At 71.6% G+C, this 23,111-nt stretch carries 21 protein-coding genes and 3 pseudogenes; 19 read left to right on the forward strand and 5 right to left on the reverse strand.

All coding sequences use genetic code 11. From position 1 onward, the window contains the following. Nucleotides 1-73: 73 nt before the first annotated feature. Nucleotides 74-1,312: a CynX/NimT family MFS transporter gene (locus ACGFY9_RS28415; protein WP_393758738.1), complete on the forward strand. Its 1,239-nt coding sequence runs from the start codon at nucleotides 74-76 to the stop codon at nucleotides 1,310-1,312. 17 nt (nucleotides 1,313-1,329) lie between these two features. On the opposite strand, the gene ACGFY9_RS28420 is transcribed toward ACGFY9_RS28415, so the two are convergent. After that, the gene (locus tag ACGFY9_RS28420) at nucleotides 1,330-1,935 is read right to left on the reverse strand and encodes a tetratricopeptide repeat protein (protein ID WP_393758740.1); all 606 of its coding nucleotides are present in this window, start codon (nucleotides 1,933-1,935) and stop codon (nucleotides 1,330-1,332) included. A gap of 525 nt (nucleotides 1,936-2,460) precedes the next feature. Here ACGFY9_RS28420 and ACGFY9_RS28425 point away from each other — a divergent pair. From ACGFY9_RS28425 to ACGFY9_RS28450, 6 genes and pseudogenes are all read left to right on the forward strand, one after another. Then, nucleotides 2,461-2,904: an IclR family transcriptional regulator C-terminal domain-containing protein gene (locus ACGFY9_RS28425; protein ID WP_393758742.1), complete on the forward strand. Its 444-nt coding sequence runs from the start codon at nucleotides 2,461-2,463 to the stop codon at nucleotides 2,902-2,904. A gap of 282 nt (nucleotides 2,905-3,186) precedes the next feature. Continuing rightward, a complete protein-coding gene (pepN, locus tag ACGFY9_RS28430; protein ID WP_393758744.1) occupies nucleotides 3,187-5,622 on the forward strand; it encodes an aminopeptidase N in 2,436 nt (811 codons plus the stop codon). Between the two features lie 301 nt (nucleotides 5,623-5,923). Continuing rightward, nucleotides 5,924-6,244, forward strand: a pseudogene (locus tag ACGFY9_RS28435) (ATP-binding cassette domain-containing protein); the annotation flags it as partial. A 116-nt stretch (nucleotides 6,245-6,360) separates the two neighbouring features. Next, nucleotides 6,361-6,423 (forward strand): annotated as a pseudogene (locus tag ACGFY9_RS28440) (amino acid ABC transporter ATP-binding protein); the annotation flags it as partial. A 96-nt stretch (nucleotides 6,424-6,519) separates the two neighbouring features. Further along, a complete protein-coding gene (locus ACGFY9_RS28445; protein ID WP_393759071.1) occupies nucleotides 6,520-6,717 on the forward strand; it encodes a hypothetical protein in 198 nt (65 codons plus the stop codon). Next, a pseudogene (locus ACGFY9_RS28450) lies at nucleotides 6,714-7,787 on the forward strand (NAD(P)/FAD-dependent oxidoreductase); the annotation flags it as partial. The gene ACGFY9_RS28445 and the pseudogene ACGFY9_RS28450, both read left to right, overlap by 4 nt. Nucleotides 7,788-7,992: 205 nt before the next feature. On the opposite strand, the gene ACGFY9_RS28455 reads toward ACGFY9_RS28450, so the two are convergent. Further along, nucleotides 7,993-10,140 carry an MMPL family transporter gene (locus ACGFY9_RS28455; protein ID WP_393758746.1) on the reverse strand — a complete coding sequence of 716 codons (2,148 nt, stop codon included), beginning with the start codon at nucleotides 10,138-10,140 and terminating at the stop codon, nucleotides 7,993-7,995. Between the two features lie 203 nt (nucleotides 10,141-10,343). Here ACGFY9_RS28455 and ACGFY9_RS28460 point away from each other — a divergent pair, with 203 nt between their 5' ends. From ACGFY9_RS28460 to ACGFY9_RS28510, 11 genes are all read left to right on the forward strand, one after another. After that, nucleotides 10,344-10,835, forward strand: a complete 492-nt coding sequence (locus ACGFY9_RS28460) for a hypothetical protein (RefSeq protein WP_393758748.1) — start codon at nucleotides 10,344-10,346, stop codon at nucleotides 10,833-10,835. Between the two features lie 144 nt (nucleotides 10,836-10,979). Further along, nucleotides 10,980-11,285, forward strand: a complete 306-nt coding sequence (locus ACGFY9_RS28465; protein WP_393758750.1) for an MSMEG_0570 family nitrogen starvation response protein — start codon at nucleotides 10,980-10,982, stop codon at nucleotides 11,283-11,285. Next, nucleotides 11,282-12,598, forward strand: a complete 1,317-nt coding sequence (locus tag ACGFY9_RS28470; protein ID WP_393758752.1) for an MSMEG_0569 family flavin-dependent oxidoreductase — start codon at nucleotides 11,282-11,284, stop codon at nucleotides 12,596-12,598. Before ACGFY9_RS28465 ends, ACGFY9_RS28470 begins: the two co-directional genes overlap by 4 nt. 38 nt (nucleotides 12,599-12,636) lie before the next feature. After that, nucleotides 12,637-13,452, forward strand: coding sequence for an amidohydrolase family protein (locus ACGFY9_RS28475; protein ID WP_393758754.1), 816 nt, complete (start codon nucleotides 12,637-12,639; stop codon nucleotides 13,450-13,452). Nucleotides 13,453-13,493: 41 nt separating this feature from the next. Beyond that, nucleotides 13,494-14,015: an MSMEG_0572/Sll0783 family nitrogen starvation response protein gene (locus ACGFY9_RS28480; protein ID WP_033279770.1), complete on the forward strand. Its 522-nt coding sequence runs from the start codon at nucleotides 13,494-13,496 to the stop codon at nucleotides 14,013-14,015. Nucleotides 14,016-14,025: 10 nt separating this feature from the next. Next, the gene (locus ACGFY9_RS28485; protein ID WP_393758756.1) at nucleotides 14,026-15,117 is read left to right on the forward strand and encodes an MSMEG_0568 family radical SAM protein; all 1,092 of its coding nucleotides are present in this window, start codon (nucleotides 14,026-14,028) and stop codon (nucleotides 15,115-15,117) included. Further along, a complete protein-coding gene (locus ACGFY9_RS28490; RefSeq protein ID WP_393758758.1) occupies nucleotides 15,087-16,553 on the forward strand; it encodes an MSMEG_0567/sll0787 family protein in 1,467 nt (488 codons plus the stop codon). Before ACGFY9_RS28485 ends, ACGFY9_RS28490 begins: the two co-directional genes overlap by 31 nt. After that, a complete protein-coding gene (locus ACGFY9_RS28495; protein ID WP_393758760.1) occupies nucleotides 16,550-17,401 on the forward strand; it encodes a carbon-nitrogen hydrolase family protein in 852 nt (283 codons plus the stop codon). The genes ACGFY9_RS28490 and ACGFY9_RS28495 overlap by 4 nt, the downstream gene beginning before the upstream one ends. Then, nucleotides 17,398-18,234, forward strand: coding sequence for a carbon-nitrogen hydrolase family protein (locus ACGFY9_RS28500; RefSeq protein WP_365302943.1), 837 nt, complete (start codon nucleotides 17,398-17,400; stop codon nucleotides 18,232-18,234). The genes ACGFY9_RS28495 and ACGFY9_RS28500 overlap by 4 nt, the downstream gene beginning before the upstream one ends. Next, nucleotides 18,231-19,343, forward strand: a complete 1,113-nt coding sequence (locus ACGFY9_RS28505) for an MSMEG_0565 family glycosyltransferase (RefSeq protein WP_393758762.1) — start codon at nucleotides 18,231-18,233, stop codon at nucleotides 19,341-19,343. Before ACGFY9_RS28500 ends, ACGFY9_RS28505 begins: the two co-directional genes overlap by 4 nt. A gap of 53 nt (nucleotides 19,344-19,396) precedes the next feature. After that, nucleotides 19,397-20,581 carry an acyl-CoA dehydrogenase family protein gene (locus ACGFY9_RS28510; RefSeq protein ID WP_393758764.1) on the forward strand — a complete coding sequence of 395 codons (1,185 nt, stop codon included), beginning with the start codon at nucleotides 19,397-19,399 and terminating at the stop codon, nucleotides 20,579-20,581. A gap of 3 nt (nucleotides 20,582-20,584) precedes the next feature. Here ACGFY9_RS28510 and ACGFY9_RS28515 read toward each other — a convergent pair whose 3' ends face one another. Beyond that, a complete protein-coding gene (locus ACGFY9_RS28515) occupies nucleotides 20,585-21,106 on the reverse strand; it encodes an adenylate kinase (protein ID WP_393758766.1) in 522 nt (173 codons plus the stop codon). A 56-nt stretch (nucleotides 21,107-21,162) separates the two neighbouring features. On the opposite strand from ACGFY9_RS28515, the gene ACGFY9_RS28520 reads away from it, so the two are divergent. Then, entirely contained in the window at nucleotides 21,163-22,089 is a 927-nt protein-coding gene (locus ACGFY9_RS28520) for an ADP-ribosylglycohydrolase family protein (RefSeq protein WP_393758768.1), read from the forward strand. Here ACGFY9_RS28520 and ACGFY9_RS28525 read toward each other — a convergent pair. Both ACGFY9_RS28525 and ACGFY9_RS28530 read right to left on the reverse strand, forming a co-directional pair. Continuing rightward, nucleotides 22,073-22,384, reverse strand: a complete 312-nt coding sequence (locus ACGFY9_RS28525; RefSeq protein ID WP_393758769.1) for a hypothetical protein — start codon at nucleotides 22,382-22,384, stop codon at nucleotides 22,073-22,075. The genes ACGFY9_RS28520 and ACGFY9_RS28525 overlap by 17 nt on opposite strands. 29 nt (nucleotides 22,385-22,413) lie before the next feature. Further along, nucleotides 22,414-23,106, reverse strand: coding sequence for a DJ-1/PfpI family protein (locus tag ACGFY9_RS28530; protein WP_393758771.1), 693 nt, complete (start codon nucleotides 23,104-23,106; stop codon nucleotides 22,414-22,416). Nucleotides 23,107-23,111 lie beyond the last annotated feature (5 nt).

Consider the following 23,111-nt stretch of genomic DNA (forward strand, 5'->3'; position numbering starts at 1 on the left):
GCGCTGATGCCCTGCCGTGTGGTCAAGGTGGTGAGCCGTTCCACGCCTCCGCCCTGATGAAGGACCACCCGCCATGGCCTTGAGCTCGCACCCCTCCGGTACCGGTCGCTCCTGGGGCGTCATCGTCGCCGCCGGAGTGGCCGCCGGGCTGCAGGTCTGGAAGGTGCCGCCCGCGCTCCCGTTCCTGCGGCACGACCTGTCGCTGAGTCTCGTCCAGGCCGGGACCCTGCTGGGGATCGTCCAACTGGCCGGGATGCTCGGGGGACTTGCCGTCTCGCTGCTGGCCGAGTTGATCGGTGAGCGACGCTGTCTGAGCGCGGGGCTGGTCCTGCTGTTCCTCGGTTCGGCGGGCGGTGGATTCGCCTGGTCGGCGGCGCCTCTGCTGGCCTCGCGAGCGGTCGAGGGGGCGGGTTTCATCCTGGTGGCGGTAACCGGGCCGGGGCTGATCCGGCGCACCGCTCCACCCACCCGCTTCACCACGGCGATGGGGTTCTGGGGCGCCTACCAGGGCATCTCCACCTTCGCCGGTCTCATCATCGGCGCGCTGGCCCTCCAGGTGATGCCATGGCGGGTGTGGTGGTGGGGCATGGCCGTGATCGCGCTGCTGCCGTTGGCGTGGGTCCTGGCCAGGGTTCCCCGGGACGACGCGGGTGGTGTGCGGGGCGCGGCGAACGCCCTGACCCGGATCGGTCGTACCGTCCGGGCGCCGGGTCCGTGGACGGCCGGGCTCGTGTTCGCCTGCTACACGCTGCCGTGGATGGCCGTGGTGGGGTTCCTGCCCACCATCTACCGCGACGGCGGGATGTCGGGCAGTTGGCCGGGCGTCCTCAGTGCGGTGGTCGGTGCGGCGAACGCCGTCGGCTCGGTCGCCACCGCGGCGCTCATGAAACGCGGCCTGCCCACCCGCGCCCTCGTCGTCCCCGCGTTCGTCCTCATGGCCGTCACGTCCGTGCTGGCGTTCGCCGTCGACTGGCACGGCCTCCCGGCAGGTACCGCTGGGCAGTTCGGGTGCGTCACGGTCTTCTCGCTGACCGGCGGTGCGATACCGGCGACCTTGCTGCGCATGATCGGTGAGCTGACGCCGGCCGGCGGTTCCGCTCCCGCCACCATGGGCCTGATCCAACAGCTGTTCAACACCGGCAGTTTCGTCGGCCCCACCGCCGCCGCATGGCTGGCCACCCGTACCGGCGACTGGCACTCCACCTGGTGGCTGACCTGTGCCTGCGCAGCCGCGGGCATCGCCCTCAGCCGTCGCCTGAGGCCGCGGGTCAAAGCCCCGGTACCGGACCCAACGGCAGCACCATGCACCTGAGTCGAGAGCACCAGCCGCTACGACAGCGGACCGTCCCCGACACGCTCCCGCAGCCCCGCACGGATGGGATCGTCGTCGGGCAGGCCGAGTTCGGCGGTCAGGGCGAGCGCGCGGGTCCACACCTCGTGGGCCGCGTCGGACTGGCCCGCACTGCGATGGCTGTCGCCGAGGCAGGTCGGACAGGCAGCCTCGCTGTGCCGCTCCCCGGTGGCGTGGAACAACTGGGCCGCCTGCCGGTAGCGGTCAACTGCCTGCTGATAGCGGCCCAGTTGATGGTGGATGTAGCCGAGGCTGTCGGAGATGTGGGCCTGCCCGTCCGCGTCACCGGCCGCCTGGGCGAGTTCGAGGGCCTGCTCACAGTGGCCGAGCGCGCGGAGATGGTCGCCGAGGTGTGCCTGCCGCCAGCCGATGTGGTTCAGCGCGGCGGCCTGCCCTGCCCGGTCGCCCGCGGCCCGGTAGTGCTCCAGGCTCCGGTAGGCGTGTTCCAGGGCGAGTTCGGCGTTGCCCTGGCCCCCGGCATCCGCGAGAGATGCTGATGGGTGCGGGCCTGTCCGGCGTCGCTGCCGACCGCAGCGAGGAGTTCGAGGGCCCGCAGACAGTGTTCCCGGGCGGGTTCCGGGCACTTCAACCGGCCCAGGGCCAGGCCCAGTCCGCGGTGGGCGCCCGCCCGGCCTGCCAGGTCGCCCACCCGTTCGGCCGCCGCCAGCGCGCGATGCCCGGCGGTCAGCAGCGCCTGCGAGTATCCGTGCCGGTCCAGGAACGTGGTCAGTACGGTGACCAGCCGCCACACGTGCGCGTCGAAGCCGGGCTGGGCCTGCCGTACGAGCGCGAGCAGCACCGGGTGTTCGGCGACGAGTCAGGCGAGCGCACGGCCGTAGTCCTCGAACTCGACCGCGTTCGCGCCGGGTCTGGGCGCGGGCGACTCCACCGGATTGGCCTGCGGGGTCACCAGCACGTCGGCCGCGCGCGGAGTGCAAGTAGTGGTCCATCATCCGGTGCACCGCCGACCGGCGTTCCCACTCGTGGTCGTACGCGGTCACGAGTTCCCCGGCGTACACGCGCAGCAGGTCGTGGAGGCGTATCGCCCATAAGGGTTCCCGCGCGGTCTCGGCGGCCTGCTCGCACATCCGCGGTATCCGGGCGGCGGCATGGGCGTGCACCGCGCCGCGCGCGCCGTCCGGCGCGTGCGGGCCCCAGACCCGCTCGATGACCACGTCGACGGGCCGGCCGACGTCCACGGCCAACGTGGCCATCACGGTGCGGCGTTGGGGCGGGCCCACCTCCAGCACGCGCCCCTCCGCCGAGCGGCGGGCAAGGTCCTGGTGGCCACGGCCGCGCCGGCACCCCCGCTGGGGCCGCTTCCCGCGTCCTGGGCGCGGGACGCCGAGGCGATACGGGAGCGCGGTGCCGCGTTCGACCCGGAGGAAGTGGTGACTGGCGTGTGCTGCGCGGCAGTTCCGCTGCTCGGGGTGCGCGGCACTCCCGTGGCGGCCCTGTGCGTCCTCACCGACCCGGCGCACCACCTGGAACGGCTCGCGGAGACCGCGCGCCGGACGGGGCGGGTGATCAGCGCGGGGTTGCGGGGGCGGTGATACGACGGGGTCGGCGGCGCGGCGCTCGGGCGGGGACGAGCACCCACCGCGCCGCCGGCCCCGTCCTCGCACACGCCGGGCGCTCGGGCGGGGGACGAGCGCCCGGCGTGTCGTTCGGCGTGGCCGGTCGGCCGCTGTCCGGTCGTCATGGCCGGTCAACGGCCCCGGCTCCGGACGCGCGCCGATCCGACGGTGGCCGAAGTCAAAGGCCGCCGAAAACCCTTGCACCCCCCGTCGATCTCCGTCGTACGCTGACGGCCGCTGTCTGCCGAGGGAGGACGCATGGGGATCCGAAGCCTGACCCGCATCGAGGCTGAGCGCCGGGCCGAACTGATCGCGGTCGAGCGGTACGACGTGGATGTCGATCTGACCGCGCTGCCCGACGGGCCGGAGGTCCGCGCTGTATCGACCGTGGTGTTCACCTGTCGCGAGCCGGGCGCGGAGACGTTCGTGGACTGTGCGGCACAGGTGCTGAGCGCCACGCTGAACGGCATCGCCCTCGCTCCCGCCGAGGACGGGCGGATCCAACTGCCGGACCTCGCCGAGCGCAACGTGCTGCGGGTGGAGAGCGTGCAGGCCGACACCACAGCCGGCGAGGGCGTCCACAAGGCGACGGACCCCGCCGACGGCGAGGTGTACGTGTGGATGAGCTTCGAACCGGACGAGGCCCGCTTCGTGTGGGCGTGCTTCGACCAGCCCGACCTCAAGGCCCCGCACGCCTTCACCGTCACAGCCCCCTCCGCGTGGACCGTCACCAGCAACTCCGGCGACGCGGAGGTCGAGGAGCTGGCCGCGGCCCGCCGCTGGACCTTCCCGGACACCCCGCCCCTGTCCGTCTACAACACGGTCATCAACGCGGGCCCCTTCCACGAGGTCCGCCGCGAGGCCGACGGCCACAACCTGGGCCTGTACGCCCGCCGTTCACTCGCCGAGGTCCTCGACCGCGACGCCGACGAGATCTTCACCCTCACCCGTCAGGGCCTCGCCTTCTACGGCGAGGTCTTCGCGATGCCGTTCCCGCAGCGCCGCTACGACCAGGTGTTCGTGCCGGAGTTCGGCGGGGCGATGGAGAACTACGGATGTGTGACCTGGTCGGACGTGTTCCTGCGGCGGGCCGCGCCGACCCCGGCCGAACACGGGCTGCTGGCACGGGTGTTGCTGCACGAGATGGCGCACATGTGGTTCGGCAACATCGTCACCATGCGCTGGTGGGACGACCTCTGGCTGAACGAGGCGTTCGCGGAGTTCGCCTGCCACTGGGCGGCCGAGCGCGCCACCCGGCACACCGACGCGTGGGCGAGCCACCTGATGATCGGCAAGATCAGCGCGTACCTGTCCGACCAGGGCCCGGCCTCGCACCCGATCCACCAGCCCATCCACGACGTCGCCCAGGCCGCGTCGATCTTCGACAACATCACCTACCCCAAGGGCGCGTCCGTCCTCCAGCAGCTCAAGACGTACGTCGGCGAAGAGCACTTCAGGACCGGCATGGCCGCCTACTTCGCCCGCCACGCCTGGGGCAACACCACACTCCAGGACCTGATCGACTCCCTGTCCGAGGCCGGCGGCCGCGATCTGGACAGCTGGCGCACCGCCTGGCTGGAGACGGCGGGCACCGACCGCTTCACCCTGGAGCGCGACGGCGACACGGTCACCCTGGTGGCCGCCGCCGACCCGCGTCCGCAGGTCCTGGCGGTGGGCGCCTACGACAGGAACGGCGACGCGCTCGAACGCCGGGCGCTGGTCCGGGTCGAGGTGACGGAGCCCCGCACCGCGGTCACCGGCCTTCCGTCCGACGCCGACGTCCTGCTGATCAACGACGACGATCTGACGTTCGCGACGACCCGCCCGGATCCCACGACCAGGGACGCCCTCTTCCGTACGGCGGCGCAGTTGCCCACGGCCATCTCCCGGGGTGTGGCCGCTGCCACCGTGTGGGACATGCTGACGACCGGCGAGGCCACGGCGGCGGAGGCCGGGCGGTGCCTCACCTCGGTGCTGACGGCCGAGACGTCCGACGCGGTGATCGAGCCGTATCTGACCCTCGCCGCGAACGTCGCGGAACTGTGGGCGCCGCCCGCCGAGCGCGAAGAGTTGTCGGCGGCGGTGGCGGCCGCCTGCCGAAGCCTCGCCGGAGACCCCGGCCGCCGTCAGGTCGCGCTGCGCGGGCTCGCCCGTACCGCGACGACCGCGGACGATCTCCGCTGGCTGCGCCAACAGGCCGGTGACGACGTCGACTTGCACTGGCGTGCGCTCATCCGCGAGGCGGAACTGGGCGGCGACGTCACGGCGGAATCCGGCCGTCTGCTCGCCCGCGACCCGGACCCCGACGCCTGGCTCCGCGCCCTCACCGTACGGGCCGCCCTGCCCGACGCGGCCACGAAGGCGGAGGTCTGGCAGCAGTTGGTCGTGGACCGTACGGTCCCCATCAACTCGGTCGGCCTGGTCGCGGCGGCCTTCTGGCGCCCCGGCCAGGACGAGCTGCTCGCGCCTTACGCCGAGCGCTACTTGGAGGCCGTCCCGAAGCTGCACCAGGGCGGAATGATCCTGGCGATGAGCTACACGCACCGCCTCTTCCCGCTGCACGGCATCGACCCGACGTACATCGAGCGGGCCCGTGAGGCTTCCCGTGAGGCGGTCCCGGTGGTCCGTCTCACGCTCCTGGAGCGCTCGGACGAGGTGAGCCGGATGCTCCGCACCCGGAGCACGTCGGCCTGACGCGCTCAGCGGACCGCTCCACCACCCAACCGGTCGGCCAGGCACGCGAGATAGAGCGCCATGGCCGTCCGGTACTCCCGCAGGGAGCGGCCGGTGACCTTCCGGGCGCTGGAGGTGTACCTGTCATCTCGGCCATCTACTTCGCCCTGTGCTATCCGCTCTCCCAACTCCTTCTGCTGCTGGAGCGCAAGGTGCGCGCGGGCGTCCCGCTGTCCCCCTGGCGACGGCGCCGGATGCGTACGGCGCGGGCGCTGCTCGCCGCTGAGCTCGGCACGGGGGCCAACCTGAGGGAGCCGACCGTATGACCGAACCCGTCACCACGGCGAAGACCACCCCAACTGCCCCTGCCGAAGCGATCGTTCGGATCGAGGGGCTGAGCAAGTCCTTCGACGGCCGGCTCGTGCTCGACGACGTGAGTCTTGAGGTCGGCCGCGGCCGGATCGTCAGCGTCATCGGGCAGAGCGGCGGCGGCAAGACGACGTTGATGCGCTGCGTGAACCTGCTGGAGCGCCCCGACCGGGGCACGGTGGAGGTCGCCGGGGAGGTGGTGCACCGCGACGGCCGCATCGTCTGCCGCGACCTGCCCGGGCTGCGCCGCACGGTCGGCATGGTCTTCCAGCGTTTCAACCTCTTCCCCCATCTCACGGCCGTGGAGAACGTCGTGGTCGCTCAACGCAAGGCCGGCGTACCGGAGTCGGAGGCCCTGGAGCGGGCCGTGCCCTGCTGCGCCGGGTCGGGGTGGCCCACCGCGGCCTCGCCCTGCCCGACCGGCTCTCCGGCGGTGAGCAGCAACGCGTCGCCATCGCCCGCGCGTTGGCGCTCCGGCCCGAGGTGCTGCTCTTCGACGAAGCCACCTCCTCCCTCGACCCGGAGGCCACCCGCGAGGTGCTCAGCGTGATGCGCGAACTCGCCGCGGACGGCAGGACGATGCTGCTGGTCACCCATGAACTCCCCTACGCCCGCGAGGTGTCGGACCGCGTCGTCTTCGTCGACGGCGGCCGGATCGTCGGGGAGGGCCGTCCCCACCAGGTCATCGACCGCCCGGAACAGGCCCGCACCCGCGAGTTCCTCGCCTCCTACGGATCGACGTCATGACCGGGCACGGCGGTCCGGTCGTCGTGGTCGGTGGCGGCGTCGTGGGCCTGTGCACGGCCTACTACCTGGCCGAGGCCGGCCTGGAGGTGGAGGTCGTCGAGCGGCGCGCCCTGGGTTCCGGGGCGTCCCGGGGCAACGCGGGCTGGGTCTGCCTCAGCCATTCGACACCGGTCCCGGCCCCCGGCGTGGTGCGCTACGCGCTCCGCTCCCTGGGCCGCCCGGACTCGCCCCTGTACCTACGGCCGCTGCCCGATCCGGCGTTCGTACGGTGGCTGTGGCGGTTCTGGCGCAGCAGCACACCGGCCGCGTTCCGGCGCGGCTACACGGCGATCGCCGAGCTGAACCGCACCACGTTCGACCTCTTCGACGGGTTGCGCGCAGCCGGGGTCGAGACCGGTCTGACCCGGCCCGGCATGGTGCACGCGTTCCTCTCCCCCGCCGAGGCCCGCCATCACCTCGCCGTCCAGCGGCAGATGGCGCACGGCCGCTACCCGTTGCCCGACGACGTGGTCACGGGCGACGAGGCCCGCCTCCTCGACCCGGCGCTGTCCCCTCGCGTCCGCGCCGCCTATCTGGTCGAGGGCGAGGGCGTGGTCGATCCGGAGGCGTTCGCCCGTGCGCTGGGCGAGGCGCTCGCCGCGTCCGGCGTGAAGATCCACGAGAACATGGAGGCCACCGGGTTCCGCGCCGAGGGAGACCGCGTCACCGCGCTGCGCACCGCGACCGGCGAGATCCCCTGCTCGGCCGTCGTCATCGCGGCCGGCACGCGCTCCTCGGATCTGCTCGGGTCGCTCGGCCATCCCCTGCCGCTCCAGGCGGGGAAGGGCTACAGCTTCTCCGTCGACCTGGACCCGGAGCCCCGGCACACGCTGTACTTCGGCGAGCGCAGGGCCGTCGCCTCGCCGATCGGCCCCACCACCCGCGTCGGCGGCACGATGGAGCTGAGCGGCAACAACAACCGCCTCGACTGGCGCCGCATCGTCGCCGTCGCGCTCGCCAGCCGGCACTATCTGGGCCGCTGGTTCGACGACCCCGACGACCTGGTGAGCCTCATCCGCGACCCGTGGGTGGGCGGCCGGCCCTTCCTCCCCGACGGGCTTCCGGTCATCGACCGCGTCCCCGGGCACGACACGGCCTCGCGGCGACCGGGCACGGCATGCTCGGCGTCACCCTGGGGCCCGTCACCGGGCACCGGCTCGCCGAGTACGTCCGCACCGGCCACCGCCCCGAGGCACTCACGCCGTTCCGCTTCGGCAGGGGGTCTTGGGCAGGGGCCTAGTCCGCGGGTGGCGTCGGCTCGGGCGCGGAAGGTTCCGGGTGCGGATAGGACGGCTGTACCCGCAGCGGGCGCGCCGCCCAGGCGGGCAGGTGCCAGTTCCAGCCGCCGAACAGGGAGACGAGGGAGGGGACGAGCAGCATCCGCACGACGGTCGCGTCGAGCAGGATGCCGATGCCGAGGCCGGTCGCCAGCGTCTTGAGGTCGGTGCCCGGTCCCGAGGCCAGTGCGGCGAAGGCGAGGAAGAGGATGAGGGCGGCGCTGGTGACGAGTCGGCCGGTGCGGCCGATGCCCTCGACGACCGCGTCGTCGGTGGAGAGGCCGGCGTCGTACTCCTCCCGGATGCGGGAGAGGATGAACACCTCGTAGTCCATGGACAGTCCGAACAGGAACGCGAAGATCATGATCGGGATCCAGAACGTGACGGCCCCGGTCGCGGCGATGCCGAAGATCGTGTTCGAGCCGTGGCCGTCCTGCCAGAACAGCACCATCAGGCCCAGTGTCGCCGCCAGCGAGATCAGGTTGAGCAGCACCGCCTTCAGCGGCAGCAGCAGGGATCGGAAGGCGCGCACGAGCAGGACGTACGTCAGCAGCGCGATGATCGTGAGCATCAGCGGGAAGTTGCCGTAGACGGCGTGCAGGAAGTCGATCTGTGCCGCGCCGACACCGGCGACACCGACGACTCCGGGCAGGTGCTCGGTGGCGGTCTTGACCCGTCTGACCACGTCGACGCTCTTCGAGTTCACCGTCTCGGTGTCGGGGATCACGACGACGATGCTCTGTCCGCCCCGGCTGCCCGCGGGCCCGGTCGGCACGAGCACGCTGGTCACACCGTCGACCTTGGCCAGTGCGGCGGCGACGGGTTTCGCCTGGTCGGTGCTGACCAGGACCTCCATCGGGGTCAGCGCGCCGGTCGGGACGCCGCCCCGTTCCAGCGTCTGCAGGGTGTCGTAGGCCGGGCCGTTCTTGGCCAGCGACTCCGAGGAGGCGAGGCCGATCTTGATGCCGAGGAAGACGCCGACGAGGGCCGCGAGCGCGGCCAGTGCGGCGGCGGCCGCGATCCAGCGGCGCCGTACGACGGCGGCGGTCCAGCGGCTCCAGAACCGGCTCGCCCGGTTCTCGTGCCGGATCTTGGGCCAGTCGACCTTCGGCCCGATGCCTCCGAGGATCGCGGGGGTCAGGGTGAGCGTCGTCAGCACGCTAGCGAGCGGGATGAGCGCGCCGCCGTAGCCCATGCTGCGCAGGAACGGGACCGGCAGGACGACCAGGGAGAGCAGGCCGATGGCGACCGTGACGCCGCTGAACACGATCGCGTGCCCGGCGTGCTCCATCGCGACCACGACCGCCTCGTGGTTGTCCCGGCCGCGGTCGCGCTCCTCGCGCCAGCGGGTGACGAACAGCAGCGAGTAGTCGATCGCCACGCCCAGGCCGATCAGGGCGACCAGGAACTGCACGATGAACGACACGTCGGTGGCGTAGGTGAGCGGCAGCAGCATCACGAAGGTCGCGAGGATCGACACCGCGGCCACGAGCAGCGGCAGCAGGGCGAGGAAGGAGGCGAACACGAAGGCGAGGACGGCGAGTGCGCCGACGGCGCCGAGGAGCGTCTCGCCGAGCACCCCGGGTCCACCACCGTTGTCGCCGCCGGAGGCCAGGGGGTCCTCGCCGGTCACCCCGACCACCGCGCCCGCCGGCCCTGCCTGCTCGGCCGCCGCGCGGATCGGATCGGTCAGCGGTTTCTGGCTGGGTGACGGGTTGAACCGGTAGAAGACCAGCGCGTACGCGGTGCGGTCGTCCTTGGTCCGGAAGGCCTTGTCCCCGGTGTTCGCCTCATCGATCAGCCGCACGCCCGGTACCGCTGTGCCCACGGCCGTGAACACCTTCCCGACGTCCGACTCGTGACCGGTGATCGTCTGCCCGGCCGGCAGGGTGACCGCGACCAGATAGGGATTGGTGTCGCCGCCGCTGCCGAAGGCGTCCTCGATCTTGTGCGCGGTCACGGTGCCGGGCTGGCCGGGCAGGGAGAAGTCGATCGTCAGCCGGTCCGTGGTGCGACCGGCCAGCAGGATGCCGGCGACCAGCACGAGGCCCCAGAACGCCACCACCGCTTTGCGATGCCGCAGAACGAATTCGGCCCACCGTCGCATGCCGGACCTTCCCCGGATCGTTGGTTGCGCGAGTTTAGCCCGCAGCCCACTTTCTCCGCTATCGGAACGATCCATCCGTTTTGACGGGATCCGGAAGCGTGGAATCCGCACCCGCCGCCTCGGGAAGAAACGACGCCGAAGGGGGCGTTGGCTTGGAAGTAGTACTGGATCACCAGCGGACGTCTGAGAACGGAGCAGTCGAGGTGAGCGACGCCATAAACGCCGACACCCGCAACCGGGTCGAGGCCCCCTCTCCGACGCCCGACGTGCTGGAGCGGGTACGCCGGCACCGGCGCCACACCCTGGAGCTGCTGACCGTCTGCGCCGTGGGACTGATCCCGTGGACAGTCCTGCTGGCGGTGACACTGCCGTCCGGGTACGAGGTCCATCAGTGGCGCCTGACCTGGGTCGGCTTCGACACCCTGCTCGTGGTCGCGATGGCGTCCACCGCGCTGCTCGGCTGGCGGCGGCACCGCGCCGTCATCCTGGCTGCCCTCACCACGTCGGTCCTGCTGATCTGCGACGCGTGGTTCGACGTGTCCCTCGCCTTCGGCACGTCGGAGGTCTGGTGGTCGGCCGCGCTGGCACTGTTCGTCGAACTGCCGCTGGCCTTCTACCTGATACGCCGGGTGATGGGGATGATCTCGCTCGCCCATTGGCCGCCCGCCGAAACGTCGACGGGCGGCGACAAATAGCTGACACCGCCCCCGAGCCGCGGTGAGGTTTTCGCAACTCCCCTTTGTTCCCGATGACTTCGTTCGGAAATCCGCAGGGCTGAAGTTGGTCGCCATGGAGAGCGGCGAGGTGGCAAGACCTCGGCGCGCGGCATGGAGGATGTCATGCCCGAGATGTATTTCGATGTGCGCTGGCCCGACGGACTGACCCAGCGCTGTTATTCACCCTCCACGATAGTCGAGGACTACTTCACCCCGGGCGCCGAATACGAGCTCACCGAATTCGTCGAGCGCAGCCGTACGGCGCTGGGTATCGCCGGGGAGCGGGTACGGGAGAAGTTCGGCTTCCTCTGCACCGGCGCCTCCGGCCAACTCGCACGGATAGAGCGGACGGCCGCCGCGTACGGCGACATCGGCGGCGCCAAGGTCACGGTCGAGGCCCTCACCGGAGCCGACGGGAGCCCCCGATGAGCCCGGCGACACGGCTGGCCGGCGCGCACTACTCGGTGGCCGTGGTGGGTGGTGGCCAGGCGGGACTCTCCGTCAGCCACGAGCTGCGCGAACGCGGCATCGACCACGTGGTGATCGAGGCCCACCGGGTCGGGCACGAGTGGCGCGAGCGCCGCTGGGACTCCTTCTGTCTGGTGACCCCCAACTGGCAGTGCAGGCTGCCCGGTTACCCCTACCAGGGCGACGACCCCGACGGTTTCATGGTCCGCGACGACATCGTGCGGTACCTGGAGGGCTACGTCGCCCACTTCCGCCCACCGCTCGTCGAGGGCGTGACAGTCACCCGGCTGCGCCGCTCCCCGAGCGGAGTCTTCGAACTCGCCACGACGGAAGGGGACTTCAGCGCCGACCAAGTGGTCATAGCGACCGGCCCCTACCACACCCCCTCCCTCCCGCCGATGGCCCAGCGGCTGCCCGACTCCCTCACCCAGGTCCACTCCTCCCGCTACCGCAACGCGGCCCAACTCCCCGCTGGCGCCGTCCTGGTGGTCGGCACCGGCCAGTCCGGCTGCCAGATAGCCGAGGACCTGCACCTCGCCGGACGCCAGGTCCATCTGGCCGTCGGCAGCGCGCCGCGCGTGGCCCGCTTCTATCGCGGTCGTGACTGTGTGGCGTGGCTCGACGAGATGGGCCACTACGCGAAGAGCATCGACGACTTCGACGACGCCGGCGCGGTCCGGATGCGCGTCAACCACTACGTCACCGGACGCGACGGAGGTCGCGACATCGACCTGCGCGCCTTCGCCCGCGACGGTATGCGGCTGTACGGCCGGCTGACCGAAGTCGGCGGCAGCGCACTGGAGTTCGCCGACGACCTCAAGGTCAACCTGGACCACGCGGACGCCGTGGCGGAGGGCATCAAGGACGCCATCGACGCCCACATCACCGCCCAGGGCATCGCGGCACCGGACGAGCCCCGCTACGTACCCGTGTGGGAGCCGGACGACCAGCCGCGCGAACTCGACCTGGCCCAGGCCGGCATCACGTCCGTGGTCTGGTCGACCGGGTTCCGCCGCGACCACCGCTGGATAGAGGCACCGGTCTTCGACGGCCGCGGCTACCCGATGCACTGGCGCGGCGCCACCAGCGTCCCCGGCCTGTACTTCCTCGGTCTGCCCTGGCAGCACTCGTGGGGTTCGGGACGCTTCGAAGCGGTGGGCAGGGACGCGGAGTTCCTCGCGAACCACATCGAGGCGTCACGCCGCGTGGCCGACGTCTGCGGCACCCTCACCGGCGCCCCCACCGACCTCGCCTCCGCCCTCCCGATCGGCTGAGGCGGAGGAAGAGGAGAGGACAAGGAACGGGACGACACATGGTCTACGACGCACACCGCCACATCGGCGTCCTGCCCGCCTATCCCTTCTACGGCGGCCCGCCGGTCAACCCCGACACCACCGCCCGCGCCACCGTGAAGCAGCTGATCGCCGACCTGGACGCGGAGGGCACCGAACGCGCCCTGGTCATCCCGAACTACGGCGTACCGGACCCCGCGATCGCCTTCTCCTTCAACGAGTTGGCGATCGAGGCCGCCCAGATCGACGACCGCATCCGGGCCGGGCTCTGGGTCTCCCCGCGCCCCGAGGACGAGCACCTCACCGCCCAGGCACTGGAGTTGGCGGGCGAGCGGGGCGTGAAGGCCCTCAAGCTGAGCTTCCTGCTCGGCGGCCGACCCACCGACCCGGCCTGCCGACCCCACCTGGACCGTATCTTCGCCGAGGCGGCCCGGCACGGGCTGGTGGTGCACGTCCACACCTCCCCCGGGGCCGCCTCCGACATCGACGAGGTCGGCCACCTGGTCGACTGGTACGCCGACCAGGTCCCCGTCCATCTCGTGCACTTCGGCGGCGGGATGAGCGGCCACATCAAGCTCGCCGGTTCCCGGTTCTTCGACTGGATCACCGCCGGCAAGCACGTCTACACCGACCTCTCCTGGGCCATCGGTTTCACTCCCCGCTGGCTGGCCCGGGAGATCGAGCGCCGCGGCACCGGCCACGACCGGGTGCTCTTCGCCAGCGACCAGCCGTGGGGCGACTTCACGGGCGAGTACGCCCGCCTCGCCGAAGCGACCGGCGGCGGCGAACTCGGCGACCTGGTCTTCCGGGACACCTTCGCCACGCTCTACGACTGACCGACTCCCCTCTCAAGTCCGGTACGCACAAGGAGACAGCCATGTCCGAAACCGTCGAACTCAGCGAGATCGAGCAGCAGTCCCTCAACGAGATCCCCCACCCGTCCCTCCCGGACGGCACCAGCATCTACGGCGCCACCAAGGTCTTCCCCGACTACAAGGCCGAGGACGGCGAAACGTACTTCACGCTCGTCCACGGCATCGCCCACGAGTCCTCGGTCTCCTTCGTCGCCGTCCTCCAGGCGACCCGCGCCCTGCGCAAGGGCTTCGAGACGGCCATCTACTTCTACGGCCCCGGCTCCCTCAACTGCCTTGCCACACGCGGCTTCCCGACCACCGGCAACTCGGCGTTCCCCGGCGAGCACAACATCAACAACCAGCTCAAGACGTTCATCGCGGAGGGCGGCAAGGTCTTCTGCTGCCGCTTCGGCCTGTCCCTGCACGGGGCTCGCGAGGAGGACCTCATCGAGGGTGTCATCCCGACCCACCCGCTGGACGTCCAGGACGCGCTGATCCACTACGCGCGCAAGGGCGCCATCATCAACTCCACCTACCAGCTGTAAGGGGGCCGCTGTGAGCGTTGGCACCGAATCGACGAGTACGGCGGTGGATGTGCGCATCATGACCCGCGCCGAACTCGCCCTGCACGGCGTCGCGTTGGACGCCCCCGTACGGCGGCCCGACGGCGCGGGTCCGAGCGGCGACGGCCACGTCCTCGTCGACGGTGCCAACGCCGCACTGCCCACCAACCCGGCCAGCCCCTACCGCGTACGCGACGGCAGTGTGTGGCTGGGCGACCAGGACACCGGCCTGGCCCTGACGGCCGTGAGCCGCCCGAGGTTCTACGACCTCACCACCGCCGACGGCACCCCCTACGAGCACATCGCCCGCCTCCACGGCGCCGACGTCCTCGCCACCACCGTCGTCCAGACCTGCATCCGCTACGCCGAGTCCGACCGCTGCCGCTTCTGCACCATCGAGGAGTCCCTGCGCTCGGGCGCCGCGGTCGCCGCCAAGACCCCGGCGCAGCTCGCCGAAGTCGCCGAAGCGGCGGTGCGGTTGGACGGCGTCAGGCAGATGGTCATGACGACGGGCACGACGACCGGTCCCGACCGGGGCGCGCGCAATCTCGTCCGCTCCGTGCGCGCCGTCCTCGAAGCGGTGCCCGGCCTCCCCATCCAGGTCCAGTGCGAACCGCCCGGCGACCTCGCCTGGATACGCGAACTGCACGACGCCGGGGCCACCTCGATCGGCATCCACGTCGAGTCCCTCGACGAGGAGGTACGCAGGCGCTGGATGCCGGGCAAGTCGACCGTCCCCATGACCGAGTACGAGGCCGCGTGGGACGAGGCGGTGCGGGTCTTCGGGCCGAACCGTGTCTCCACGTATCTGCTCGTCGGACTCGGTGAGGACCCGGACGAACTCGTCGCGGGTGCGGGCGAGTTGATCGACCGGGGCGTGTACCCGTTCGTCGTCCCGTTCCGCCCGATGGCCGGCACGCTCGCCGCCCGCGACGGCATCCCCGCACCGAGCGCCGAACTCCTCACGTACGTCACCGAGCGCGTCGCGGCGAAACTTCGCGCCGCCGGGATGACGGGCGCCGACCAGAAGGCGGGCTGCGCGGCCTGTGGCGCGTGCAGTGTCCTGCAGTCGGCGGGCGGGTGATGTCGATGTACCTGGACGGCTCCGCGGCACCCCTCGTGACGGACGGGCCGGTCGACATCCTGGCGCTGCTCGGCGACCGGAGCACCCTCGCCCGCCGCCCCGCGTTCCACATCGAACAGGCCGTCGACAAAGCCGAGTTGGCCGCCTACCGACGCCTGCGCACCGAGACCTTCGTCCACGAACAGGGGCTCTTCACCGGCGACGACCTCGACGACCGTGACGCCGACGCCCGTACCGTCGTCCTGGTCGCCCGGGCCCCGGACAGCACGGTCATCGGCGGGGTGCGGCTGAGCCCCGTCGACAACGGTCCGGACCTCGGCTGGTGGCAGGGCGGTCGACTGGTCGTCGCCCCGCAGGCGCGCGGCCCGCACGGAATCGGCGCGGCACTGGTCCGGGCGGCCTGCGCACGCGCCGAGGCGGAAGGTGTCCTGCGGTTCGACGCGACCGTACAGGCCAGCAACGAGGTGCTCTTCCGACGGCTCGGCTGGCAGTCGGTACGGGCCACGGAAGTCGCCGGTACGCCACACGTCCTGATGCACCGGCCCATCACGCGGATCGCGGCCCAAGTCGCGGCCATGAAAGCCGCGTTGGGTCTCCTGCTCGCCGAACTCCCCGCACCGCCCGGCTTCATCGGTGACGACGGCGCGCCCGTCCCCGGTACCGACGTGATCGCCGCGTGCGACGCGATCATGCCGTCGATGGTCGAGCGGGACCCGGAGTGGGCGGGCTGGTGCGCGGTCCTGGTGAACGTCAACGACCTTGCCGCGATGGGTGCTTCACCGGTCGGACTGCTGGACGCGCTGGGCGCACGCGATGCGGCGCACGCCGCGCTGGTCCTCGCCGGACTGGCCCGGGCGGCGCGGGCCTACGGCGTCCCGGTGCTCGGCGGTCACACCCAACTCGGCGTCCCCGCCGCCCTGTCGGTGACCGCCCTCGGCCGCACCGACCGGCCTGTGCCCGGTGGCGGCGGGCGCCCAGGGCACGCCGTACGCCTCACGGCCGACCTCGGCGGCGGCTGGCGCGCGGGATACCGGGGCCGCCAGTGGGACTCGACCACCCGTCGTCGTACCGACGAACTCCTCACGATGACAAGGGCGGTGGGCGCCGCGCGACCGGCCGCCGCGAAGGACGTGTCGATGGCCGGGATCGCCGGCACGCTGGGAATGCTCGTCGAGGCGAGCGGCTGCGGGGCGGTGCTCGACGTGGCCGAAGTGCCGCGTCCCACGAACGCCTCGATGGGTGACTGGCTGACCTGCTTCCCGGGCTTCGCGATGCTCACCGCCGACGAGCCGCACGCGCCGCCGCTGCCCGCCGGGCCCGCAACAGGCGCTGTGTGCGGGGAGTTGACCGCTGGGCGAGGGGTCGGGCTGCGCTGGCCCGACGGAGAGATCACCGAGGCGGTCGCCTCCGCGGTGACCGGAATGGGGACGGCATGAGCACGCTGCGGATGGCCGCCGTGTCCGCCGAGTTCGGCCGCGACCTGGAAGAGGACTTCGCGATCGCCGAACGCCTGATCAAGGAGGCCGGCGAGCAGGGCGTACGACTTCTCGCGCTCCCGGAGGCCTGCCTGGGCGGCTATCTGCTCAGCCTGGACGACGACAGCGCGTTGGACGAGGGCCCGCCCGCGCTCGCCCTCGACGGCCCGGAGATCCGCCGACTGGCCGCCCTGGCCGGGGAGTTGACGGTCGTGGCTGGATACTGCGAGGCAGATGGGGATGCCCGCTACAACAGCGTCGTCTGCGTCACCGGCGACGGTGTCCTCGGCAATCACCGCAAGGTCCACCAGCCGCTCAGCGAGGACGCGAGCTATGCCTCGGGCGACCGTTTCCACGCCTTCGACACACCGGTCGGTCGGCTCGGGATGATGATCTGCTACGACAAGGCGTTCCCGGAGTCGGCGCGGGCTCTGGCGCTGGACGGCGCCGAGATCGGGGTGTGCGTGTCGGCCTGGCCGGGCGCTCGCACGAAGGCGAGCGCCGATCTCGAACAGGACCGCTGGAAGCGGCGTTTCGACCTGTTCGACCGGGCCCGCGCGCTGGAGAACCAGATCGTGTGGCTGTCCGCGAACCAGTCGGGTACGTTCGGGTCGCTACGCTTCGTGGGCAGTGCCAAGGTCGTCGACCCGGGCGGCGAGATCCTCGCCGACACGGGCGTGACGGCCGGCATCGCCGTCGCCGAACTCGACGTCGCACAGGCCCTGGAGACCGCCCGCCGGTCGATGGGACACCTGCGCGACCGGCGGCCCGAGACCTACGGACCAGCCCCGGGAGCAGTCACCGCATGAGCACCATCCGGATCGCGGCCGCGGCCGCCCACTTCGGCCGCGACCTGGAGTTCGACCTGGCCCGCGTCGCCAAACTCATCGACGACGCCCGCGGCAACGGCGCCGGACTGCTGGTCCTGCCCGACGCGACCCTCGGCGGCTACCTCGCCGACCTGCGCCACCCCGACCCCCAGACACTGCCCCCGGCCCTCAAGCCGGACGACCCGCTGATCCTCCAAGTCGCCCGTCTGGCAGCCGAGATGGTGGTGTGCGTCGGCTACTGCGAGGACGGCGGAACCGAGCGCTACAACGCGGCGGTCTGCGTCAGCGGCGACGGCATCCTGGGCCGGCACCGCAAGGTCCACCTCCCGGCCGGCGAGGTGGCCGCGTACACGGCAGGTGACCGCTTCGACGCCTTCGACACCCCTGTCGGCCGCCTCGGCATGCTCATCGACTACGACAAGACCTTCCCCGAGTCGGCCCGTTCGCTGGCCCTGGACGGCGCCGAGATCCTCGCCTGTCTCTCCGCCTGGCCGACCAGCATCACCAACCGCGCCCCGCGCATGGCCCAGGACCGCCAGGCCCGCCTCTTCGACCTGTACGACCAGTCGCGCGCCGCCGAGAACCAGGTCGTCCTGGCCTCCTCCAACCAGACCGGCGCGATGGGCGGCATGCGCTTCCTCGGCCAGGCCAAGGTGGTCGGCCCCGGCGGTGACATCCTCGCCCGCACCTGGTCCAAGGCCGGTCTCGCGGTCGCCGAGATCGACGTCGCCGCCGAGACGGACCGCGCCCGGCGCGTCCTGCGCCACCTCGACGAGCGCCGCCCCGACGCCTACCGGGAGTCCCGTACGTGAAGATCGCCCTGCTCAGCTACTCCACCAAGCCGCGCGGCGGCGTCGTCCACACGCTCGCCCTCGCGGAGGCCCTCGCGGCCCTGGGCGAGGACGTCACGGTGTGGACGCTGGGCCGAGGCGGCGACGCGGGCTTCTTCCGCCCGGTGCACCCGGCGGTCCGCCTCCAGATCGTCCCGTTTCCCGACGGCCCGCCCGCGGAGACCGTCGGCGAACGCATCCTCCGCTCCATCGCGACCCTCCGCACCGCCTTCGACCCCACGCCCTACGACGTCGTCCACGCCCAGGACTGCATCAGCGCCAACGCGGCCGGCCGCTGCGTCCGCACGGTCCACCACCTCGACCACTTCACCACCCCCGAACTGGCCGCCTGTCACGAACGCGCGATCGTCGAGCCGTACGCGCACGTCTGTGTCTCCGGGGCCGTCGCCGGTGAACTGGCGGCCGGCTGGGGCATCGAGGCACAGGTCATTCCCAACGGCGTGGCCTACGACCGTTTCGCCGCCACCGACCCGGCAGCGCAGGCAAGTTGGCGCTCCCGCCTCGGCCCGTACATCCTCACCGTCGGCGGCATCGAACCCCGCAAGGGCTCACTGGACCTCCTGGAGGCCTACGCCCTGCTGCGCGCCGCCCGTCCCGACGTCCGGCTGGTGATCGCGGGCGGCGAGACGCTCTTCGACTACCGCGACTACCGGGCGGATTGGGAGGCGCGGGTCGCCGAACTCGCCGTGGAACCGGTGGTGTTGGGGCAGGTGGACGAGGACGAGCTGCCGTCCCTGGTCGCGGCGGCGGACGCGTTCGCGTTCCCCTCTCTCCAGGAGGGCTTCGGTCTCGCGGCCATGGAGGCGTTGGCGGCGGGTGTTCCGTTGGTGGTGCGGGATCTGCCCGTGCTGCGGGAGGTGTTCGGCGCGGCGGCTCAATTCGCCGCCACTCCCCAGGACTTGGCCACCGACCTCGCCCACGCGCTCGCGACCGAGGACCCCGCCCGCGCCGCCGCCGGACGTGCCCTCGCCGCCCGCCACACCTGGGACGCGGCGGCCCGCAGCCACCTCGACTTCTACCGCTCCCTGAACTCCTCCCCCGTGAACAACCCATGTGCACAAGGGCGTTGACACCTCACACGATCCGCGTCACGGTGAGGGCCCGTCGTGCCCGGAGGTCGTCCATGGCTCCGTCCGCAGCGCCCCCGTCAGATGCCGGTCTCGTCGAGCGCGTGCGGGAGATCCAACCCCTCGTCCGCGAGCACGCGTTGCGCACCGAGCAGGAGAGAAGGGTGACGGGGGAAGTGGTGTCGGCGCTGACGGCCGCCGGGGTCTACCGGATGAACGTCCCACGGCGGTACGGCGGTTACCAGACTCGGCTGAGTACGCAGGTCGAGGTGTTGAGCGAGATCGCCGCCGGGTGTGGTTCGACCGGGTTCATGGCGCTGATCCAGGCCGGTTGTTCGTACATAGCCGCGCTCTTTCCGGACGAGGCGCAGGACGAGATCTTCACCGGTCCGGACGTGCGGGTCGGCGGCACGCTCATCCCGGATGCCCTCGCGGTCGCGACGGACGGCGGCTATGTCGTCAACGGCACCTCGGGCTTCGCCACCGGTTGCCAGAACGCCGACTGGCACCTCCTGACCACCCGGGTCGAGTCCGGGGGCGGCCCGCCCGAGGTGCTGTGGACCGCCGTACCGATGTCCGATCTGGAGATCCTCGACGACTGGTACGTCTCGGGGCTGGCGGGGAGCGGCAGCAACAGCGTCGTCGCACGGGATGTGTTCGTGCCGGCGCACCGCGTGCTGCCCGTAGGGCCTTTGCTGCGCGGCGACTTGGCCTCCAAGGCCAACGCCGACGACCCGTTCTACCGGATGCCGGTCCTGCTGCTGTTCTGTGCCTGGACGGCGCCGAACGCGCTGGGGCTCGCCCGGGCGGCCCTCGCGGAGTTCACCGAGCGCATCCACCATCGGGGCATCACCTACACGTTCCACGAGCGGCAGTACGAGGCGGGCGTCACACACCTCCAGGCCGCCGAGGCGGCGATGAAGATCTCCTGCGCCGAGTTGCTCACCCGCGAGTTCGTCGCCCGGATCGAGGCCGGGGCCGAGCACGACGAGCCGTACACCCAGGCGGACCGGGCCAGGATCCGGGCGCAGAGCGGCTATACGGCCCGCCTGTGCAAGGAAGCCGTGGACCTCGTCGCATCCGCGTCCGGGGCGTCCTCCCTCCACCGGGAGGTCCCCGTCCAGCGTGCGGTACGGGACCTGCACGCTCTCAACCTGCATTCCTTCGTCAACCCCGCCACCAACCTGGAGCTGTACGGCCGCGTGCTGGCCGGACTCGACGCGGGCACACCGTTCCTGTGAGCTTCAGCCCAGGGCTGCCAACCAGGCCTCGGTGCCGGCGGGTTGAGCGAATCGGTGTGTGGTGAGCGGAGCGAACCGGGGGTCACCGGTCCGGCGTTCGATCTCGCGGCGCCGGTCCGCGTACTGCGCCCAAGCCCACCAGGCCGGGTGTTCCCGGCTAAACCAGCCCGCCCAAGTCTCCCTGTTTCCCCCGAAGATGCTCTCGCGGGTGACCGTGCGCCGGAGTGAGCGGCGCAGGACGCGCGGCATGATCACGCGTCTCGCGTAGTCCAGCCAGAGCACCGTGTCGGCCTTCTCCCAGAGCAGATCGCGTACTTCGGGGGAGCCGATCGAGTCGATGATCCAGCATGGTTCCGATGTGAGGCGCAGGACGTCGTCGGCCAGGCCTTCGTTGACGGTCCAGTCGGGGCCGCTGAAGTAGAGGGCGTCCATCTCGTGGTACGGCACGCCGAGCCGCTCGCCCACGGCCCGCGCGAGCGTCGACTTGCCCGCGCCTGTCACCCCGACCACCAAGATCCGCTCCATCCACGCACCTTAACTACGATGTGCCGAGCCCACCGGTCATCAGCAGGAGCCCCGCCATGAGCAGTCCGCACCACGCCCACGCCTCCCTCGACGGGCTGGTGATGGGCGACGCCTTCGGCGACGGCTGGTTCACGCGGTCCGACGAGCCCGCCGAGGAGCTGTGGGCAGCGCGGGAACTGCGCCCCGCGCCGTGGCTGTGGACGGACGACTCGGCCATGGCGTTCGTCCTGTTCGCCCACCTGGTGGCCCATGGCGAGGTCCGACCGGACGCGCTGGCACGGGAGTTCGCCGCCGGGTACGAGCGGGACCCGAGTCGGGGGTACGGCCCGTCCATGCACGGCATCCTGCGCCGGATCGGCGACGGCGAGGACTGGCAGGCGGTCACCACCGGCCAGTTCGGCGGGCAGGGGTCCTACGGCAACGGTGCCGCGATGCGGGTGGCGCCGCTGGGAGCCTGGTTCCGGGACGATGTGGTGACCGCCGCCGAGCAGGCCCGGCTGTCCGCGCTGACCACTCACGCTCACCCGGAGGCCGTCGCGGGGGCGGTGGCCGTGGCGGTCGCCGCCGCGCTGGTGGCCGCCGGTGCGGGTCACCAGGCCGCCCCACGCGCCGAGTTCCTGCGGGAGGTCGCCTCACACGTGCCGGAGAGCGATGTCCGCTCCGGTCTGCTGGTCGCCGCGAACTTCTCCGGGCGGACGTCCGTACGGCACGCGGCGTCCGTGCTGGGCTCGGGGACGCTCATCTCCGCTCCGGACACCGTGCCGTTCGCCCTGTGGTCCGCGGCCGGTCAACTGGACGATCTGCCCGAGGCGTTGTGGCAGACCGTCGCCGGGTGGGGCGACCGGGACACGACCTGCGCGATCGCGGGCGGTGTCGTCGCGGCCCGCACCGGCACGGGCGGCATACCGTCCGCGTGGCGGGAGGCGTGCGAGGCGATCCCCGACTGGAGCGGCTGGGCCAAGCAGGTCAATCCGTCCCGGTGACCCGGCGTCGGCCGGTGACCTTGGAGGCCGGGAGGCGACCGGCTTTCGAGGTGCCGGTGAGGGCGTCGCCGTCGACGGTGACCGCGAAGGTCAGGTTGAGGAGGAGTGGTTTGGTGACGGCCTGCTTCCAGCTGACGCGGTCGCCGTCGACGACGACGTCACGGAGGGGCACTTCCTCACCCACGCCGTGGGCGACTCCGGTGAACTCGTCGCCCTCCCGGCTCAGTTCGACGACGGGCTTGATGCGGCCGACGGGTGTGGCGATGGTCAGGTCCCAGACGCCTTCAATGGGCATGAGTGGTTCTTTCTCGTGTTGGGCGGCAATTACAGGGCGGCAGGTGTCGGCCCCTGGGCCCGCCAGGTGGTGCCCCGGCGTTCGTGTGCGAACAGTTCCTCCACGGCGTGGGCGATCCGCGGACCGATCTCGCGCTCCAGCAGATAGAGGCCCAGGTCGAGACCGGAGGTGACGCCGGCGCCGGTGACCAGGTCGCCGTCGTCCACGACACGGGCGCGAACGGCCCGGACGCCGGTGGCTTCGAGCATGTCCAGGCCCAGGTGATGGGTGGTGGCGTTGCGGCCCTCGATGAGTCCGGCCATGGCCAGCACCAGCGAGCCACCGCACACCGCGGCCATGGTGATCCGCGGATTGTCCATGGCGGCCTTCAGCAGCCCGGGCAGTTCGGTGGTCAGCGTGCGGCCGAGCAGCACGGGGATGAACTCGTCCTGCCGCCACACCAGTTCACCACCGGCGTCGATGTCGGGCACCTCGCCCGGCTCCCCCACCCGGCCGGACGCTCCCGGCACGAGTACCAAGCCGGAGCGGGCCGGGTCGAGGGCGCCGGTGGCCCGCAACACCAGACCACCGGTACCGCTGACGACGTCCCGTGGGCCTTCGGCCGAGACCAGTTCCACGGTGACAGCGCCGTCCGAGGCGCTGCCCCCCGCGTACATGACCTCGTAGGGGGCGATGACGTCGAGCGGGTCGAAGCCGTCGAAGAGAACGATCTGGACGTGCATATGGC

The sequence above is a fragment of the Streptomyces sp. NPDC048504 genome (genome assembly GCF_043200035.1).
Classification (GTDB): Bacteria; Actinomycetota; Actinomycetes; order Streptomycetales; family Streptomycetaceae; genus Streptomyces.